Consider the following 17,953-nt stretch of genomic DNA (forward strand, 5'->3'; position numbering starts at 1 on the left):
GCTCTCTCCACCAACGCTAAAGGCAGCGCCTAGTTTGCTATTCATCGGCGCTATCACTGTAATCTTGAGTAGCGTCTTGCTCCTGACGCACCTTATCAAAGGCAGTGCTTTGATATACCGCCATAATTTTTTGTGCATAGGCGGGGTCTGTGGCATAACCTGCCGCCTGTAACTGTTCAAAATAAGCTTTAGTGTCGCCGGTAGCCTGCACGGCATCCTGATAACGCGGGTTTTGTTTAATAAAGTCGGCATAATCACGCAGGCTATGCTCAGGTGAAGTATAAGAGCGAAACTTTGCCTGTTCTTTTTTAGCAATACCGGCTCGGTACTCCAGCGTGTCTACCACTGCGGTTTCACCCTGCCAGCCATTGTTGGCTTTAATACCAAACAAGTTAAAACTGCTTTCGCCTTTTGCCGTTTTTATCACCCGTTGGCCCCAACCGGTTTCCAGTGCAGCTTGCGCAATCAGCGCCAGAGGGTCTAAACCCAGCGCTTTGGCTGTCTCACGCGCGGCCGGTAGCAGGGTGCGGACAAACTGCTCCGGGCTTGCCACTTGCCAGGCTGGTTTTACACTATCTGGCTGCGCGGTGGTTATTTTAGCGGGCGCTGGCACGGCGACTGTTGTGGCGCCCCTACTCTCTTGTTGTGTATCAGTCTGAGCATCTATCTTTACTGCTGGCAAAATATAACGCGGCATATGCAGCGTTTTGGGTTCACTGAGCGCAAAGGTGCTATCTGCTGTCGCTTTTTTGCCCAGTGCCGGGCTTAGTTGCTCAACCAGCAAATCAGCCAACCCCAGAGCGCCTTTTTGTGCCAGATCGGTTGCCATTTGGCTGTCATGCATATCGCGGTAGAACTTGGTGGTCTGGCTGTTCATCATGCCTTCCACTTCAAACGCTTCGTTGGCTTTACGCATACTGCTTAATAACATACCGAAAAAAATGGACTCAAACTGTTCAGCCGCCTGACGCAACGCTGCCTTTTCATCTTTACCGGAATTGCTGCTTATTTGCTGCAGACTGCTCAGGTCATGATAAGACACATTGTTTGGCGTCAGGCTCATCTTAAATCACCACCAGTTCGCCATGAATGGCACCGGCCTCTTTTAATGCCTCAAGAATCGCCATTAAATCACCAGGTGCAGCACCCACCGCATTTACCGTGCGAACCAGATCATCCAGTGTTACGCCGGGGTCAAATTTAAACATACGGGATTGCTCCGGGCGCACGTCAATAATGGTATTTTCCTCAATCGCAGTCTGGCCTTCGCCAAACGGATTAGGTTGCACTACCCGGGGGTTCTCAGCAATGGTTACGGTTAGACCGCCATGTGTCACAGCTGCCGGAAATAAACGCACGTCTTTACCAATAACAATGGTGCCGGTGCGGGAGTTAATAATAATTTTTGCCGCGTAATCACCTGGCTCAAAGCTAAGGTTTTCCAGCGTTGACAAATAAGACACGCGCTGGCTGATATCACGTGGTGCCCGCACCTGTACAGAAGTTGCATCCAGCGAGTGTGCTGTGTCCTGGCCGATAAAGTTATTAATGGCCTCAGCTAAGCGCTTTGATGTGGTAAAATCAGACCGTTTAAGGTTAAAGGTAATAAAATCGCCCTGGGCAAAAGGCGTGATAACTTCCCGCTCTACAACCGCACCATTAGGGATGCTACCTACGGTAGGTGTATTAACTAGAATGCGCGAGCCATCAAGCCCTTCAGCACCAAGGCCACTAACAATTAAACTGCCCTGAGCTACGGCATATACGTTGCCATCCAGCCCCACCAGAAAGGTTTGCATTAACGTGCCGCCACGTAAACTTTTGGCACTGCCAACCGAAGATACCGTGATATTAAGTGACTGGCCCGGCTTGGCAAAAGCCGGCAACTCGGCATGTACGGCAACTGCCGCGACATTTTTAATCTGTGCTTTCATATTAGCCGGTAAAGTAATGCCAAAATTACTTAACATGGTACGAAAGCTCTGTTCAGTAAAAGGACTTTGCTCACCTGTTCCAGGCAAGCCTACCACCAAACCGTAACCGACCAGTTGGTTAGAGCGCACGCCTTCCACATCTGCGACATCTTTAATACGGGCAGCACTGGCTGTCATGCTGAGTAATAACAGCGCTATTATCAGGCTGGTGTGTAAAATACGGCTCATAGCTGTGCTCCTAGAAAGGCCATAACGGGCCGTTAAAGAAACGGCTTAACCAGCCCGGAGACTGGCCATTGTGATGCGCACCCGTGCCACTGTACTCAATACGGGCATTGGCAATTTTGGTCGACTCAACAGTGTTGTTCACATCAACGTCCTGTGAGCGGATCACCCCTGTTAAACGGATATATTCTTTACCGGTATTTAGTGTCAGCCACTTTTCACCGCGGATCACCAGATTGCCATTGTTAAGCACCTGCAACACATTCACCGAAATATTGCCTACCAGGCTGTTGCTCTGATCGGCTTTAGAGTCGCCCTTGTAGTCGGATGTTGAGTCAGCGCCAAATTGCAGCACATTACCAGCAACAGACACATTGCGGCCACCGAGCCCAATCATCGGTTCAAACGAGGTTGAACTGTCTTTTTGCATCTCGGTTTTGGCATTTTTACTGGCCTGTGTCCGCTCTTTTAGCACCACAGTAATAATGTCACCCTCGTGGCGGGCCTTATTATCTGAGTACAAGGAATTCGAATAGTACTGCGCAAACAGCGAACCGTTTTGCACCAACGGCCGTGAGGCAGGCTCTGGTGCCAGCGGTGCAAAGTAAGGGTCATCAGCCGTAGGCACCTCCATTGAAGCACAGCCGCCCAATACCAATGCACAAGCGATAAAAGAAATAAGCTGTTGCATAAATACCTCCGGTTACAGCTGCTGAATAGCAAAGCTGAGCATCTGATCTACCGATGAAATAACTTTAGAATTCATCTCGTAAACCCGCTGACTTTCAATCAGGTTAACCAGCTCTTCTGTAACGTTAACGTTAGAAGTTTCCAGCGCGCCCTGCACTATAATGCCAAGGCCCTCAAGGCCGGGAATACCCTGCACCGGATCGCCACTGGCTCCGGTTTCACGGAACAGATTCTGGCCAATAGGTTCAAGGCCAGCCGGATTAATAAAGTTGGTTACTGTAAGCTGCCCTAGCACTGCCGGCTCACCTTGCCCTGGCAACTGCACTGACACCTGACCATCCTGTGATACGGTAATACTTTGTGCATCCGGCGGCACTACTATATTCGGTTGAACCTGATAACCGGCGCCAGACGTCACCAGGTTACCTTCATCGTCAACAGTAAACTGGCCATTGCGGCTGTATGATACCGTGCCGTCTGGCATCAGTATTTCAAAAAAACCATGCCCCTGAATCATCATGTCCAGACTATTGTCTGTCGTAATCATATTGCCTTGAGTGAAGTTTTTCTGCGTTGCCACAACCTTAGTACCGGCACCAATCATCAGACCATTTGGTAATTCTGAGTTTTGCGACGACGCACCACCAGGCTGATTAACATTCTGGTACAGCAAGTCTTCAAAAATAGCCCGGCTCTTCTTAAACCCCACTGTGCTGGCATTAGCCAGGTTGTTTGAGATCACCGAAATATCGCGCTGCTTAGCGTCTAAACCGGTTTTACTGATCCATAAAGCTGGATGCATGTTTGCCTCCCGGGCCTTAGCCCATTATTTAGTCAGGCTTTTAACCCGTTATTCTCAGTAACTGATTTTGCTGCTGATCCATCTCTTCAGCGCTTTTCATCATTTTTACCTGCAGCTCAAACTGACGCTGCAGGCTAATCATATAAGTCATCTCGCCAACGGCATTAACGTTGCTGGTTTCTATGGCACCTTTAAGCAGGCTGACATTAATATCAGCTTCCGCCAGCTGGCCATCTTTGCGCCGGAATAAGCCGTCATTACCTTTTTCCATTTCGCTGTTCAGTGGCCTTACCAACTTTATTCTGCCTGCTGCCACCATTGCATCTGCCGGCGCGCCTTGAGGCAGTACACTTACTGTACCGTCCAAAGCAATTTCAACTTTAGCCAGCGGCACTGGCAACTGAATAGGGCCATCGTCCCCCATTACGGCTAAACCATTGGTTGTTTCCAGCATGCCAAAAGCATTAATCTGCAAGTTACCTGCTCGGGTGTATGCCTCGTTACCATCCGGTGCCTGTACCGCCAGCCAGCCTTCGCCTTGAATAGCCACATCAAGCTCACGCTCTGTCATAATGATCGCGCCAGCGTCAAAGTTTTGACCTGGCTGCTCAGTCAGTGAAAACACACGGGTTGGTAAACCTTCACCAAACGCCTGCATAGCACGAGCTTGCTCAAAATCTGCTTTAAAGCCAACAGTGCCGGTATTAGCCAGATTGTTTGCCCGCACGGCAATGCCATTCATATTTTCTTTGGCACCGCTCATAGCGATATATAACAAGTGATCCATAACATGCTCCGCCTACTTTATCTTCGATTACTTAAGCAAAATTGATGCCATAAAAAAGCTGAGGGCGGTGGGAGTGTATTAAGTAGCACTAAAACAGCAGATAAAAAAACACCACCCGAAGGTGGTGCGTTATAACGCCATAAAGTTTAGCGGATTTGTAACACGGTTTGTTGCAAGGTACTGTTAACTTCCAGCGCCCGGGAGTTAGCCTGAAAGTTACGCTGCGCACTGATTAAATCAACCAGCTCAGTAGTCAGGTTAACGTTTGATTGCTCCAGTGCTGACGAGTTGATAGCGCCAAAGGTATTGTTATTCGCTTGGCCACCAATTGGTTCACCGGAATTAATGGTTTGCTTCCACGACGTATTGCCTACCTGTTTTAAACCCTGCACATTAGCAAAGCGCACTAAGGCTACCTGGGCTAAATAAGCCGAATCACCATTACTGTAGCTGGCCAGTACACGGCCAAAAGAGTCAATATCCACACCGGTTAAGCTACCAACGGTAGTACCATCCTGGCTTAAGCTGGTTGGATCAAAAACCGCCGCAACCTGGGTTGGCAGCTTAGTATTTGAGGGGTCACGGAAGTTAACTACGATGTCTGTTTGATACTGGGCACCGTTATCAAGATAACCATTATTCGGATCATTCAGCTCAGCAAAAGGTATTCTTAACGTTGGCACCGCTGGCGTAGTAAGCATATTGCCACTGGAATCGAACACTAAGTTATCCCCTTGAAACCAAGAATTAGGGTTACGTGTAGCCGGAGGCGTCGGAGCAGGTATAGTAGGATTTGCAGTAGCGTCATCCCATACTACAAAGGTCTCCCATTCGGAGTTTGCCGGTGGCGCGGTGGTGGTGCGGCGAAAGTACATCGAAGCAGTATGAGGCGAGCCCAAACTATCATATACCGTTATCGATGTTGAATGGTTATAGGTTCCTTTATCGGTCGGGTCAAATGGCAACCCATCTGTTGCCAACTCTTGCGAGTTTAGGTTCATATTAATAAAGATATTGTTTGTTGCCCGCGGTGCACCGGCGGTGGTGGGTATAGTAATAGGCTGTGTGGTACTTAAACTGACCGACTGGTTTTCGCCATCCAATGGATCCACGGCAAAGCCCTGCAAAAAGTTGCCGTTATTGTCGACAATAAAATTATCTTTATTCAGTTTAAAAGCACCGCCACGGGTGTAGGTTAAATCCCGCGACTGCATATCTGGTGTTAAAGCAAAAAAACCTTCACCGGTAATCGCCATATCCAGCGAGTTATTGGTAAATTGCAATGAACCCTGGCTAAATTGTTGCGCCACCATAGAGGTAGTTACACCATCGCCTACTTTCGTGCGGCCGGAAGAGAACACTGACGTAGCATACACATCGGCAAATTCAGCCCGCGACTCTTTAAAACCGGTAGTATTAACGTTAGCGATATTATTCGCTGTTACATCTAAATCTTTTTGTGCAGCGGCCAGGCCGCTTAGTGCGATATTAAAACTCATAATTCACCTCAGCTCACTATTAACCGTAAGAAACTTCTAACACATCACCTAATTTAACGGCGCCAAGGCCAATCAGGTTTAACATAACTCCGCCACCAGTACCGTTCATACTAACGCTGCCTACCGGGGTATAAACATTCACCGGCAAACTGGCGTTGGTACCGTCGGCATAACTGACATCTACTTTAATTTTGTATACACCGGCTTTAACCCTGTCGATAACCTCTTCGTCATCGCCGTCAGCCGGGATCTCATCCCCCTCTGCATTGCTGCCGCCAGGTGACGCGCCGGAGCCGGTATGAGTGCCATCCCAGACAAACTCGTTCTTCCCAACCTTTGGATTGTCCACACTAAATGATTGTATTAGTTCACCTTTTTCATTCTCGATGCTAATTTTCATTCTATTTGCCGGTTTATCCAGCTCAATATTGCCTCGGGCTAAAGTTTCACCGGTAAAGACAATTTCATCCGATTGCGTTAGCACACTGCGGCCAACCAGAGACGAAGCCTGCAATGCCTGGTTTGACGACATACTTTCTGCAAAGCCTTTAAAGCTTTCATTAAGCTGCCCAATGCCATCAGCCATAGTAAAATTGGTCATTTGAGCAATCATCTGATCATTTTCTACCGGCTTGGTAGGATCCTGATATGCCAGTTGCTGGGTAAGCAAGGCAAAGAAATCAGATTGCGTTAAAGCACCGTTGTTTTTGTCTGGTACCTTTTTATCGGCATCCCAATACATGCCATCCAGTGCAGTATTGTTATTTACATTGCTAGTAGTCATTGTTACGCCCTTAGTTTGCCTGGCCTAAGCGCAAGGTGCGCATAACCATTTGTTTTGCCGCTTCAGCTGTTTGCACATTGGTTTCATAAGAGCGCGACGCCGAAATCATGTTCGCCATCTCTTCCATAATATTGACATTAGGTTTGTAGATATAACCATTCTCGTCTGCCAAAGGATGATTTGGCGAATACTCCACGTTCAGTGGCGCATCTGACTCAACAATGCCCAGCACTTTCACCCCAACACCGTCATCACCCTGCTGGCGCTTTGCCTTCGACAAATCAGCGGCGAACACTGCATGCCGGCCGCGGTAAGTTTGCTCTACGCTGCTGCTGACACTGTTAGCATTAGCAATATTGCTAGCGGTGGTGTTCATGCGCACTGCCTGTGCGGTCATGCCACTACCGGTGATATCAAAAATTTTGTAAGAACTCATGGTTATTGGCCTCCACCGGTAATGGCTTTTTTCAAACCGCTGATCCGGGAATTCAAAAATGTCATGCTCGCCTGATACTCCAGACTATTTTGCATAAACGCATTACGTTCACGATGAATATCGACACTGTTACCGTCGCCGGTATCAGGCTGATCAGGATTGCGAAACTTAGTTTCATGCCGGGCAGCAGTAGAAATAGTAAAGTGCTGCTCATGAGTGCGGGCCATAGCGCCAGACTGGCGAGACTTTGCGTTGTTCAGTGCCTGCTGAAAATCCAGATCGCGGGCTTTATAGCCCGGCGTATCTGCATTAGCGATATTTTCGGCCAGCACCTGAGCACGCTGATCGCGGACCAGCATGGCTTCAGGGTGCATACCAAATGCTTTTTCAAAACTGATTGCCATTTTTTTGCCACCTCTGATTAAGCGATGGCAAATGAAATGCAAAACTCAGGCCAAATATTGCTATTAAGCCTATTAAGTTTTCTTACGGTAGATAATACCGGGGTTGCAGCGGATCATTTCAAAATCAGCATTAATACTGGATAAGGATTCCGACGCACCGAGGAATAAATAGCCGCGCGGATTAAGGGATTGGGCAAACTGGCGGATAATTTTTGCCTTCACATCGGCAGAAAAATAAATCAGCACATTGCGGCAAAAAATAATGTCGAACTTACCAAGCAAGGTGTAGCTATCCAGCAGGTTAAGGTGGCGGAAACTCACATTTTTGCGCACGTTGTCTTTAACACGCATCATACCCTTGCCGCTGTCTTCAAAAAACTTGCTGCGCCGCTCAGGAGATAAACCGCGTGACAGCGCTAAACCGTCATACTCAGCACGCTGGCAGTGCTCCAGCATAGTGTTAGAGATATCCGTACCCATTATATGAACACCCAAACTAAAAGCACCAGGCCGGCTTTGTTGGTACTCCAATGCAGTCATGGCAATAGAGTAAGGCTCCTGCCCGCTTGAACTGGCTGCTGACCACATTTTGACAGTGCGGCAGGTTTTTTCCAGCTCGGGAAATATCTGTTTTTTTAACAGTTCATAAGGATAAGTGTCACGAAACCACAAGGTTTCGTTTGTTGTCATCGCATCTATTACAGCTGAGCGTAACTGCCGCTCAAACGGGCTTAGGGTTTTGCTAACCAACTCAGACAAGGTGGCTAAACCAAATCTTTGCATTAACGGGGCTAAGCGGCTTTTAACCAGATACTGTTTATTGTCGCCCAGCACAATGCCACACTGCTGCTCGAGAAAATCCCTGAACAGCACATACTCTTTATCGTGTAAGTCTTTATTTGGCACTGTTAATCCTTAACTCAGTCGGTATGCAGCCACTTCTGTACAGACTCTGCCAGCTCATCCGGATTAAATTTTGCAATAAAATCATCTGCACCCACTTTTTGGACCATCTGCTGATTAAATACACCGCTTAGCGAAGTATGCAGTATTACGTGCAGCTTTTTCAGTTTAGGATCAAGTTTAATTTCTGCCGTCAGGGTATAGCCATCCATTTCCGGCATTTCAATATCAGAAATCAGTAAACCAATTTTTTCAGTAACTGACTCATTGCAGCTTTTTGCCACATCTTGCAAATAATGCAGCGCCTCGCGCCCGTTCATTACCAGGTGCATCTTAACACCTAGCCCTTCCAGCGCACGCTTTACCTGATTACGCGCTACTGCTGAATCATCGGCAATCAGAATAAGCCGCTCGCCCAGGTCTTCGCTGATACTGTGGGTATTAATATCTGCGCTGATGGTGGTTGGCGAAGGTGAAATTTCTTCCAGAATTTTTTCGACGTCCAGAATCTCTACCAGCTCTTTATCAATTTCTGTTACCGCTGTCAGGTAGCTTTGTTTGCCGCTGGTGCCTTTTGGCGGCGGCATTATCGCTTCCCAGTTGATATTGATAATGCGCTCAACCGAGTCTACCAAAAAACCCTGCACCGAACGATTATACTCGGCAATAATAATAAAGCTGTTTCTGGTATCTTCAATCGGTTTACCGCCGGTGGCCAAACTTAAATCGATAACCGAAATGGTTTGACCACGAATATGTGCAATGCCCCGGACAAACTTATTGCGTTTTGGAATAGCTGTAAGTGGCGGGCACTGCAACACTTCACGCACTTTAAATACGTTAATGCCATAACGCTGGCGCCCTCTTAGCTTAAACAACAGTAATTCCAGCCTGTTCTGGCCAACTAACTGTGTGCGCTGATTTACCGAGTCTAAAATACCGGCCATCTGCCGCTCCTCTGTAATACTATCCGGATCGATTCTTGCTTTAACACCTGTCACAGACGGTTATTTGACACTGCCAAGTCTGGCCCTGATGTTATAACCCTTAGCGTGTAAAGCATAGCCGAAACCTTATGAAAAAGTACGAAAATTTATTTAAACAAATACTTACCTGCGTTACGCTGCTTGCAGCAAGCCCTTTAGCAGCGCAGGACGACGTTAGCAGCTACTCAGCGGCTCAGTTAACTGAGCAGGCATCTGCGTGGTTGCAACAAGAGCTGGCCGTAACACCTGATAGCGGTACTCAACTACAGGTAAGCCCGTTGGACGACAGAATAGGCTATAAAGATTGTCACGAACCGTTGCAGTTTTCACTGTCTCAGCCACTTACCCAACGCCAGAATACAATACAAATCCGTTGCGGTGCAGCACAGACCTGGCAACTGTATGTACCTGTACGAATTGAAGAAATCGTACAAACGGTAATTTTGACACAAAATATTGCTACCGGCAGCCTGATCACTGCCGATATGCTGGATATCGCCAGCCGCGAACGCCGTTTTTTACGCGGTAGCCTGGTCAGTGATACTCAGCAAATTATCGGTGCAAAAACCCGGCGGGCAATGTCTATTGGACAAATTATCACCTTGCAGGATCTTTGCCTTGTCTGTAAAGGAGATGTTGTTACAATATCAGTCAGCAATAGTGGCTTAAATGTGGCAGCAACCGGAATAGCACAAGCCGATGGTAGCTTAGGTGATGTAATAAGCGTGCTTAACCGCCAATCAAAGCGGGCTATAACAGCAGAAGTGATTGCAGTAAACCAGGTTAGTATTAAATTTTAAATATTAACTAAAGTTTTGTAGTTTAACGCCGTTAACCTATGCATAAGGAACTGTATTAAGGTGATGAGGTACGAGCATGGCTATTAATATCAACAACTTGCAGAATAGTCCGCAAGTAAAAACTGACAAAGTTGAGCAAAATGCCCAACGTCAGCAGGCTACTGTGCAGCAAAATGCCAATCAGGCAGCGGCACAAAAACAAGATTCTGTGTCTATTACGCCCCAGGCACAACAATTTTCTAAACTGACCGAAAAAGCCAGTAACAGCAGCGGCATCGATCAGGAGAAGGTTGATAAAATCAGACAGGCGATTACCGATGGTAAGTACAAAGTGAATGTTGAACAACTGGCACGGCGTATAGTACAGTTTGAAAGCGAGTTATTTGGTAAAAAATGACAACCGCCAGCAACGACATCATCGCCTTATTAGATCAGCAAGAGCAGCTACTGGATGAGCTGCTTTTGTCTTTGCGGCAGGAAATTGCCGCCCTTGCCAGCCGCGATATCGCTGCGCTGGAAAACATCATTACGCTTAAAACCACTCAGCTACAGCAATTACAACAGAACGATGCCTTACTGGCCGCCTGCGCTGATATTGATGAGCAAAAACAACAGCCCTGGTTTAAACAAAAAGTGGCCGCGCTGGATGTAAAGCTGGAAGAGTGTAAACGGAAAAATGATATTAATCAGCAAACACTGGAACAAAGCCAGCTTACACTGGCCAGATTTAAAACCGAACTGCTGGCCAGCCGGGGTAAATCAGGCCTGACTTACACCAGCAAAGGCAAACCTGCAGTAGACAGTAAAGGTAAAGGCATTAAAGCCTGAACCACGCTCAGTCCATAGTTAGTCAATAATAACGTACACTTTTAATCGTTTGTCTTGGCTGGGTGTTTTGATACAAGTGATACACCTGCTCAAAATCCAGTTCCAGCTCCGTCACATATACATCATCAATAGCATAGGTTTTTATCACCCGGGCGCCACTTATCACACCTTTTACCGACGATGACAAATGTTCATCCTCAAGCACCATAGCGCGTAGCTGATTAGTCGCGTCAATTTTTTGTCCATATACCACTTCAGTCAGTTCACGATAAGCATCCAGCTTCGATGCTTTCATCGCCTGCAGCATTTTGTGTTCATTGCTGTCGCCATGCTGCACACTGATCGGCGCATAACCTACTGCAGTTAACACCGGAAAGGCATCCGGCTTTGCCGGCGCATACTCAACATGCCGGTTTACCAGCGAAGAGCAACCCGCTGCTAATACGGCAGTTAACACTACTAAAGTGTGCCACGCTGTCATTTTATTCTCCTGCAGCACAATAAACTTACTGTGCACTAAAAGTTAGCTGTCAAACAGAATTAGCAATATTCACGCCATAATTTAATAGCGCTTTAGCTTAAGGCATACATTTTGCTTAGTTATCCGCAGTGCCAATTTATTGCAGAGTTTATATGAAACTTTACCCATTTATCGCTGTGCTTGCTGTAACCCTGTTCAGTGCAAACTGTACAGCAGACTGGTATGAAGCAACCGGGCAGGCCGTTATTGAACAAGGCGATATAGACTCAGCCCGTCAGGCAGCTATTGAAGATGCGCTGAAAAGAGCAGCATTATTTGCAGGCGCCAGCCTAAGCAGCACTCAGCAACTTATTAATGGCATTTTGCAGCAAGAACAACTGGGTGTAGTCAGCAATGCACAGATCCGCAAACTACAGCTGTTATCTGAAAACCAACACAATAATATGCTGACAGTAACACTACGCGCAGATATCACCCCACAAATAAGCAACTGCAGCGGCAACCCATACCGTAAACCAGTATTACTAAGCCAAATTCAGTTGCAGGCCCGCCAGGACGCTATATACGGCGAATTATTTGATCTGGGTGAACACAGCACCACCCAGTTAGAGCGCCACTTACGCGATTACAGCCCCACCGCCACTATAAGCAGTTTACCGCAGGAAATGCCATTGCAGTATCTGGCATACCCGGCAACTGAACAACTGTTTAGCCAGGGGTATCAGTATGTTATAACCGCGCGTATCAACGACATGTCTCTTGGCCAAACCACCAGCCATTTCTGGCAAAAAGATTTAAAACAGCGCTACTTTGCTATTGATGTAACGCTGTTTGATCTGTTCGAACAAAACATAGTGTACCAGCAGGAATACCGCACCAGTGCCAGCTGGCCCTATAAAAGCCACAACACGCCAGCCAGTCACAGCCAGGCGTTCTGGCAAATGCCTTATGGCAGTAAAGTCGACAAACTGCTGCAGATCATCGCCGCAGATATGCAACAACAGTTGCTATGTAAGCCGCTGTTGAGTGCAATAAAGCAGGTAAGAAAAAATGAAATTATGCTCGATCTTGGCAAACTGCACGGCTTGCAGATTGGCGACGAATTACAGTTGTTCCAGTTACAACGCCACCCCACTACACGGGGTGTGAAACGGTTGCTACAAAGCCAGCTAAACCTCACCATTACAGAACTGACAGAGCGAAATGCCTGGGCCAGCACTGATAAACAAGAGTTACTGCAGCATATTCAGCCGGGCGACGTGGTAAGTGTACGTAAAAGCAGCGGTTACTAAGTATGCAGGTTCCCAACCCCGGCGCACTCTGTTAGAATTTCGCGCCGTTGCCCCATAGTTAAATGGATATAACGGCCCCCTCCTAAGGGGCAGTTGCAGGTTCGATTCCTGCTGGGGCAGCCATAACCTCCAAACAGAAAGTCCAGCCAAGACCAACAAATTTAAAAATCAATATAGAATCAGCAACTTAATAAAATAATAGTGCAACTTAGTACAGGACCGTTTGGTAGAATCCGCCACGGGATGTACTACAGCATCGTCAGTGCATTTTCTGTAGTACTAAGAGAGTGCTCATGCCCAAGAAAACCAAGCTGCTGAGTGACACACAAGTCCATAATCCCAACCCAAAAGAAAAGTTATATTTCTTGTACGACAACGGTGGCCTGCAGCTCGGTATTTCGTCCTCAAGGAAGCAGCTTACAATAAAGCAAAATACATTGAGCGCAGAACAAAGCTTATGGAATGGTGGAGCAACCGCATAGAAGAAGCCGCAACCGGAAACCTAAGTTTGGCAGCAGGCAAAAAGAATCTTTTTCTTGTTGGGTAGTTACCTAGTCCCCGAAAGGCTGCATTTTAGCGGCTTTTTTATGCCGAACCGTAACCGAACATTACTGAATTACACTCTATTTAATAGAACAAATAGAAATAAGTAAAATATTTCAGAATAAGTACTGGAATAAAAAACAGTAGTCTAATTAGTAGATCCAATTAAATATTAATAACTTACACCTGCTGATTTTATATCAGTGATGATATTTTGTCATCACTATCAATAACTTAATAAAAAACTGTAGTTTGAAGTTTTTTAAAATACCACGTAGGATTCTGTAAGGCCTCTGGATATTGATAAGAGGCTTAATGTAATTAATTAATGAGGTCTAAAAATGAATGTAATTAAGTTGCGAGAAGTTTTGAGGATCACAAAATGCAGCAAATCATTTTGGCACGGACAAATCGAAAACGGCACAGCGCCTAAACCAATAAAGCTTAGTGATAGAGCCGTTTCCTGGGTAATAAATGACGCTACGGAATGGCTTGAGCAACGCATCAATCAAAGCAAACAGGATACCGCAGCATGAGTAACACAGAAATGAAAAAGGTCAGTATGCAACTTGCCGGAAGCACTGACCTTTTTTTAAACCTATTCAATTGAAAAGAGGTTAACACATGGAATTTAATTCATCTAAACAGCAGAGGCAAGCGAAATCTAGACTAAATAGACTAGTGCCAACCGATGTAGAGCAACTAATTAGCTTATTAAAGCATAATGAGTACAACGCTTATCTGAGAGTTATTGCGGCGAATCAAGGCATAGCAACTGACCAGCTATCAAAGTTCATCAAAAGCAATAACCACCACAACGCCAGCCAATACCTGAATGAAATGCTCATTCCGCTTGGTTTTGTAATCGCTAAATTCCGTACAGACAAACCGAGCGTTTCCTGGCGCTGGTATCTGATGGAAGTTAAACGGGCTTTACAACTTGGTATTGATAAGCGGCTAAGGCTGAAAATTTTCTGCTTGCTGGAGGCTGCCAACGACCAATAAAACATCGCTAGAGGCGATGGCGGAAGCTGGCATTGCGCCAGCTTCACAACTTACACAAGTAATAATGGCAAAGCGATCAGTGGTCCAGCAATCAGACTGCAAATGGAGCGAAATTCTAATAAATTAGCGGCTGTTTTTGTCCACTTGGTTATGGTGAAAGCGCCAACAAGCAAAAATTGTTGTTTGCGCTGATAACGCCCCCCACAAAACTTAGAACTAACTCAAGCCGAAGAAGCAGCAAAGCTTGCTAGCGCTTTTATGGTTTACCCTAACCATATGTAAGCTTCATTTCAAACCAAACACTTGCCTACACTGCATTTATATGGCTGCCCCAGCAGGAATCGAACCTGCAACTGCCCCTTAGGAGGGGGCCGTTATATCCATTTAACTATGGGGCAAACTTGATTTTAAAATCTTTAATGTCCATTCTGGGGTTAAGTAATCTTTAACTTAAGATTGGCAACTAAAAGGCATTACAGATGAGCATTGAAACAGAAAACACTGAACTTGAATGCGATATTAATCAGGGTTGTGACGCTATTGAGCTGATCATACAACCGCGTGAAACCGATTTAGGTGAGTTTAAGGTTAAGCGCACTTTACCTACCCGGCAGCGTAAAATGGTGGGGCCCTGGATATTTTTCGACCACATAGGGCCGGCTGATTTTGCACCCGGTAGCGGTATTAATGTGCGGCCGCACCCGCATGTTAACCTGGCAACCGTTACCTACCTGCTTGAAGGTGAAATACTGCACCGCGACTCGCTGGGCAGTTACCAGACCATTACGCCAGGTGATATTAATTTAATGGTGGCCGGCCGTGGTATTACGCACTCAGAGCGCGAGCGGCCAGAAGTGCGCAGCAGCGAGCATCGCCTGCACGGTTTTCAGCTTTGGCTGGCTCTGCCGGTACAAGATGAAGAAATTGAGCCAGCGTTTTATCACTACCCTGAGCGCGATATTCCGCGAAAAACCGTTGATGGTGTCGCACTGAGGGTGCTGATGGGCGAAGCCTATGGCGTGAAATCGCCGGTAAAAACCTATGCCAATACACTGTATATTGAAGCGCATCTGCAACCAGGCCAGTCGCTTACATTGCCCGATTGCGAAGAGCGCGCGGTATATGTGGCCAAAGGCCAGTTACAGGTGAAAGACACGCAAGTGCCTGAGTTTAGTATGGTGGTGTTTTCTGCCGCTAAGGGCGTCACTATTACCGCTAATCAGGACAGCAGAATTGCCATTATTGGCGGCGAAAATGTCGGCCCGCGTTTTATCAACTGGAACTTTATCTCCAGCCGTAAAGAGCGTATTGAGCAAGCAAGGCAAGATTGGGCAGCAGGCCGCTTTGCTAAAGTAGTGGGTGACGAAGAAGAGTTTATCCCGTTGCCGGAATAATACCTGGCTTAAGCCGGTGCTACCGCCAGACACACAGCGTCTGGCGGGGTATTTAATTAAGGGGTTGTTTCAGTGTTTATTTGCTGCTTTGCTATCGGTTTTATCAGCTTCAGCCAGCGTTTGGCGTATCATATCGACCGGAAAAAACACCTGCAGAGGCTGCTGTTTTGCTTGCTCCCAAAGGCTTTTAAGCAGTAAACGAAACCGGCTTATTTTGGTGCCGCGCGCCCGTAGTGCAATGGCCAGTGCCAGCGTAAAGCTGACCCACAAATTAACAAAGCCAATCAGCAATACAAACACCAGATGCAGCAAAAAATTCAGTATACCTATTTCACCGCTTACCGCGCTGTAACCTAAATTAGCCGAGGAAAACGCCACATGGCGTATATCTAACGGCAAACCGGTTAAATAGCCCAGATAGCCGGTCATGCCCAGTAACACACCAAAGAAAAAGTTACCGGCCAATGCGCCATAGTTGTCATGCAGATAATCGGCAAAACGCTGCCGGCGACTGTCGGATAACAGCCGTTTTAATAACGGGTGATGATATAACCGTAACCTCAGTTCAAGGCAATTGGCCCGGTTATCAAAGAAGCCAGCAATAATACCGGCACAAAACAGCCAGACACCGGCAATAGCGGCATAAAGCAATGCCAACCCGCTAACCGGTGACAACGACTTAAGCTGGTACTGCACCATCTCAGCATTAAGTAACGGTGTGCTGGTTATCACTAGTGTAAGCAAAGCAATACTACTGGCCAGCAATATGGCACTACTGACATTGCCCCATACTGCTGCCCACTGCGAGCGGTTTACGTCGATTAGCAAGCCGGCTAATTTGCGATTTACGGCGCGGCCGTTTTCTCCGCGCTCGACTTCCTGTGCAAAACTGGCGGCTGTCATCGCAGGTTGTTTGGTGGCGATGGTAAAGTGCAGCATATGCACCAGCACAAAACCGAGGCCGTAGTTCAGGCTAACCAGCAGCGATTTTTGCAACGGGCTGAAGCCCTGGCCTTCGAGATAAATTTTGATCAGTGCCATCAGTGCAATAATAACCCCGGCGCCTGCGGCAGAGCGCATCAGCGTAAAAAACTCAGTCCGGGTGCGGGTAATATAGTGCTCACCATGGCCACTTTTATTGATGGTGATACTTTTTGACAACATTTGAGTGCTGCTGCGCCACAATGCAGAAATACTGTTGTGCTCGCCGCTGGCTTCAACCAATACCATTAGCATAACCTGCACTTTTACCGGTTGAGTGTCGGCATCACTGGTTAATACCTCCAGCAGCATGTCGATACGATCCAGTGTTTGCTCCAGCCGCTCCAGCAGATGTGCAACCGACACTGAGCTGCCCACACCGGCCCCCCGGCGCCTTAAGCGCTCTACCTGTTCGCGGGACTGCTGCATCATGACCTGCAAATGCGCGGTATCATGCAGTGCAGCACCTGGCTCCATCAACTGGCGGCGGCCACTTTCAACAAACAGATTCATTTCGCGGCTTAGCGCAATAAATGGCGAATCGATACTGCTCAGACGCCGATCAAGCCGCATCAGATCAGGTTCAATTTCTTCCGCAGCAACCCAGATAGCCAGCATTTCCAGCGCGTATAAGCTTTCTTCACGAAAGTGCGCGGTCATTTTTTGCAGTACGGCGCTGCTGGTATGCTGCGCCACTATACTAAAGCAGGCCAGCATGTCGTCTTTATTGAGTTTATGCAGCCAACGGGCGTCACTTTTACCGTCACACATTTGTACTAATACATCAGCGAAATCATTTTGATCGCGTGGTGCCGGATTAAAACGCTCGTATAGCCTCGAGCCCATTTCACGCAAGAAACCAGAGCGGGAAAACAAGCCCAGATTAACCAGTGCCGGGTAAATATTTACCTCGCCCAGCCAGTTAAATAGTACTTCGCCAATTTCTGCACTGTGGCGGGGGTTATTTTGCAATGCATCACGTAATTTCGCCGCCCGTTGTGCCGGCTCAGTACCAAACTCACTGTAACTCAGCCAGTCGATCATGGTACTGAGTAAAGTCACAGGACACCGCTGCGCCGACAGGCTTCTTACCAGCGCTACTGCGCTCAGTGTATCCATGCATGTTCTCCGCTGCTTACGTATCCGGCGCTGATAATACCCGTATTAGGGTGCAAAACG

At 47.2% G+C, this 17,953-nt stretch carries 20 protein-coding genes and 2 tRNA genes; 8 read left to right on the forward strand and 14 right to left on the reverse strand.

Translation table 11 applies throughout. The features are described from left to right. Nucleotides 1-37: 37 nt before the first annotated feature. The 11 genes from flgJ to MJX74_RS08350 form a co-directional block, all read right to left on the reverse strand. Nucleotides 38-1,063 (reverse strand): flagellar assembly peptidoglycan hydrolase FlgJ, encoded by a 1,026-nt coding sequence (flgJ, locus tag MJX74_RS08300; RefSeq protein WP_240222406.1) that lies wholly within the window; start codon nt 1,061-1,063, stop codon nt 38-40. A 1-nt stretch (nt 1,064) separates the two neighbouring features. Then, nucleotides 1,065-2,111, reverse strand: coding sequence for a flagellar basal body P-ring protein FlgI (locus tag MJX74_RS08305; protein WP_231732099.1), 1,047 nt, complete (start codon nt 2,109-2,111; stop codon nt 1,065-1,067). A gap of 61 nt (nt 2,112-2,172) precedes the next feature. Continuing rightward, on the reverse strand, nt 2,173-2,850 hold the full coding sequence (gene flgH / locus MJX74_RS08310) for a flagellar basal body L-ring protein FlgH (protein ID WP_240222407.1): 678 nt from the start codon (nt 2,848-2,850) through the stop codon (nt 2,173-2,175). A 12-nt stretch (nt 2,851-2,862) separates the two neighbouring features. Continuing rightward, on the reverse strand, nt 2,863-3,651 hold the full coding sequence (flgG, locus tag MJX74_RS08315) for a flagellar basal-body rod protein FlgG (protein WP_240222408.1): 789 nt from the start codon (nt 3,649-3,651) through the stop codon (nt 2,863-2,865). A gap of 40 nt (nt 3,652-3,691) precedes the next feature. Next, a complete protein-coding gene (gene flgF / locus MJX74_RS08320; protein WP_240222409.1) occupies nt 3,692-4,438 on the reverse strand; it encodes a flagellar basal-body rod protein FlgF in 747 nt (248 codons plus the stop codon). 146 nt (nt 4,439-4,584) lie between these two features. After that, nucleotides 4,585-5,937, reverse strand: coding sequence for a flagellar hook protein FlgE (gene flgE / locus MJX74_RS08325; RefSeq protein ID WP_275692704.1), 1,353 nt, complete (start codon nt 5,935-5,937; stop codon nt 4,585-4,587). A 19-nt stretch (nt 5,938-5,956) separates the two neighbouring features. After that, the gene (locus MJX74_RS08330; protein WP_240222410.1) at nt 5,957-6,721 is read right to left on the reverse strand and encodes a flagellar hook assembly protein FlgD; all 765 of its coding nucleotides are present in this window, start codon (nt 6,719-6,721) and stop codon (nt 5,957-5,959) included. Between the two features lie 10 nt (nt 6,722-6,731). Beyond that, nucleotides 6,732-7,157, reverse strand: a complete 426-nt coding sequence (gene flgC / locus MJX74_RS08335; protein WP_240222411.1) for a flagellar basal body rod protein FlgC — start codon at nt 7,155-7,157, stop codon at nt 6,732-6,734. Between the two features lie 2 nt (nt 7,158-7,159). Then, a complete protein-coding gene (flgB, locus tag MJX74_RS08340) occupies nt 7,160-7,561 on the reverse strand; it encodes a flagellar basal body rod protein FlgB (protein ID WP_068234463.1) in 402 nt (133 codons plus the stop codon). Nucleotides 7,562-7,633: 72 nt separating this feature from the next. Beyond that, the gene (locus MJX74_RS08345) at nt 7,634-8,467 is read right to left on the reverse strand and encodes a CheR family methyltransferase (protein ID WP_240222412.1); all 834 of its coding nucleotides are present in this window, start codon (nt 8,465-8,467) and stop codon (nt 7,634-7,636) included. A gap of 14 nt (nt 8,468-8,481) precedes the next feature. Then, entirely contained in the window at nt 8,482-9,411 is a 930-nt protein-coding gene (locus tag MJX74_RS08350; protein WP_240222413.1) for a chemotaxis protein CheV, read from the reverse strand. Nucleotides 9,412-9,539: 128 nt separating this feature from the next. Here MJX74_RS08350 and flgA point away from each other — a divergent pair, with 128 nt between their 5' ends. The 3 genes from flgA to flgN all read left to right on the forward strand — a co-directional run bounded on the left by flgA (nt 9,540) and on the right by flgN (nt 11,078). Further along, complete coding sequence (flgA, locus tag MJX74_RS08355; protein ID WP_240222414.1) at nt 9,540-10,250, forward strand: flagellar basal body P-ring formation chaperone FlgA; 711 nt, start codon at nt 9,540-9,542, stop codon at nt 10,248-10,250. A 76-nt stretch (nt 10,251-10,326) separates the two neighbouring features. After that, the gene (gene flgM, locus MJX74_RS08360; RefSeq protein ID WP_068234453.1) at nt 10,327-10,647 is read left to right on the forward strand and encodes a flagellar biosynthesis anti-sigma factor FlgM; all 321 of its coding nucleotides are present in this window, start codon (nt 10,327-10,329) and stop codon (nt 10,645-10,647) included. After that, nucleotides 10,644-11,078 (forward strand): flagellar export chaperone FlgN, encoded by a 435-nt coding sequence (gene flgN, locus MJX74_RS08365; RefSeq protein ID WP_240222415.1) that lies wholly within the window; start codon nt 10,644-10,646, stop codon nt 11,076-11,078. Before flgM ends, flgN begins: the two co-directional genes overlap by 4 nt. 22 nt (nt 11,079-11,100) lie before the next feature. Here the strand turns inward: flgN and MJX74_RS08370 are convergent, their stop codons facing one another. Next, the gene (locus tag MJX74_RS08370; RefSeq protein WP_240222416.1) at nt 11,101-11,559 is read right to left on the reverse strand and encodes an LPP20 family lipoprotein; all 459 of its coding nucleotides are present in this window, start codon (nt 11,557-11,559) and stop codon (nt 11,101-11,103) included. Nucleotides 11,560-11,711: 152 nt separating this feature from the next. On the opposite strand from MJX74_RS08370, the gene MJX74_RS08375 reads away from it, so the two are divergent. From MJX74_RS08375 to MJX74_RS08385, 4 genes are all read left to right on the forward strand, one after another. Beyond that, nucleotides 11,712-12,851 (forward strand): flagellar assembly protein T N-terminal domain-containing protein, encoded by a 1,140-nt coding sequence (locus tag MJX74_RS08375; RefSeq protein WP_240222417.1) that lies wholly within the window; start codon nt 11,712-11,714, stop codon nt 12,849-12,851. Between the two features lie 48 nt (nt 12,852-12,899). Continuing rightward, nucleotides 12,900-12,974: transfer RNA gene (locus MJX74_RS08380), tRNA-Arg, on the forward strand. Between the two features lie 761 nt (nt 12,975-13,735). Then, nucleotides 13,736-13,930: a helix-turn-helix transcriptional regulator gene (locus MJX74_RS21935; protein ID WP_420851391.1), complete on the forward strand. Its 195-nt coding sequence runs from the start codon at nt 13,736-13,738 to the stop codon at nt 13,928-13,930. An 88-nt stretch (nt 13,931-14,018) separates the two neighbouring features. Further along, entirely contained in the window at nt 14,019-14,399 is a 381-nt protein-coding gene (locus MJX74_RS08385) for a hypothetical protein (protein ID WP_240222418.1), read from the forward strand. Nucleotides 14,400-14,722: 323 nt separating this feature from the next. On the opposite strand, the gene MJX74_RS08390 is transcribed toward MJX74_RS08385, so the two are convergent. After that, nucleotides 14,723-14,797, reverse strand: a tRNA-Arg gene (locus MJX74_RS08390). Nucleotides 14,798-14,878: 81 nt separating this feature from the next. On the opposite strand from MJX74_RS08390, the gene MJX74_RS08395 reads away from it, so the two are divergent. Continuing rightward, nucleotides 14,879-15,793, forward strand: a complete 915-nt coding sequence (locus tag MJX74_RS08395; protein WP_240222419.1) for a pirin family protein — start codon at nt 14,879-14,881, stop codon at nt 15,791-15,793. Between the two features lie 69 nt (nt 15,794-15,862). Here the strand turns inward: MJX74_RS08395 and MJX74_RS08400 are convergent, their stop codons facing one another. Next, nucleotides 15,863-17,893, reverse strand: coding sequence for a site-specific recombinase (locus MJX74_RS08400; RefSeq protein WP_240222420.1), 2,031 nt, complete (start codon nt 17,891-17,893; stop codon nt 15,863-15,865). Between the last annotated feature and the right edge of the window lie 60 nt (nt 17,894-17,953).

Origin of the sequence: Rheinheimera hassiensis (assembly GCF_022436675.1) — a bacterium.
Lineage (GTDB): Bacteria > Pseudomonadota > Gammaproteobacteria > Enterobacterales > Alteromonadaceae > Alishewanella > Alishewanella hassiensis.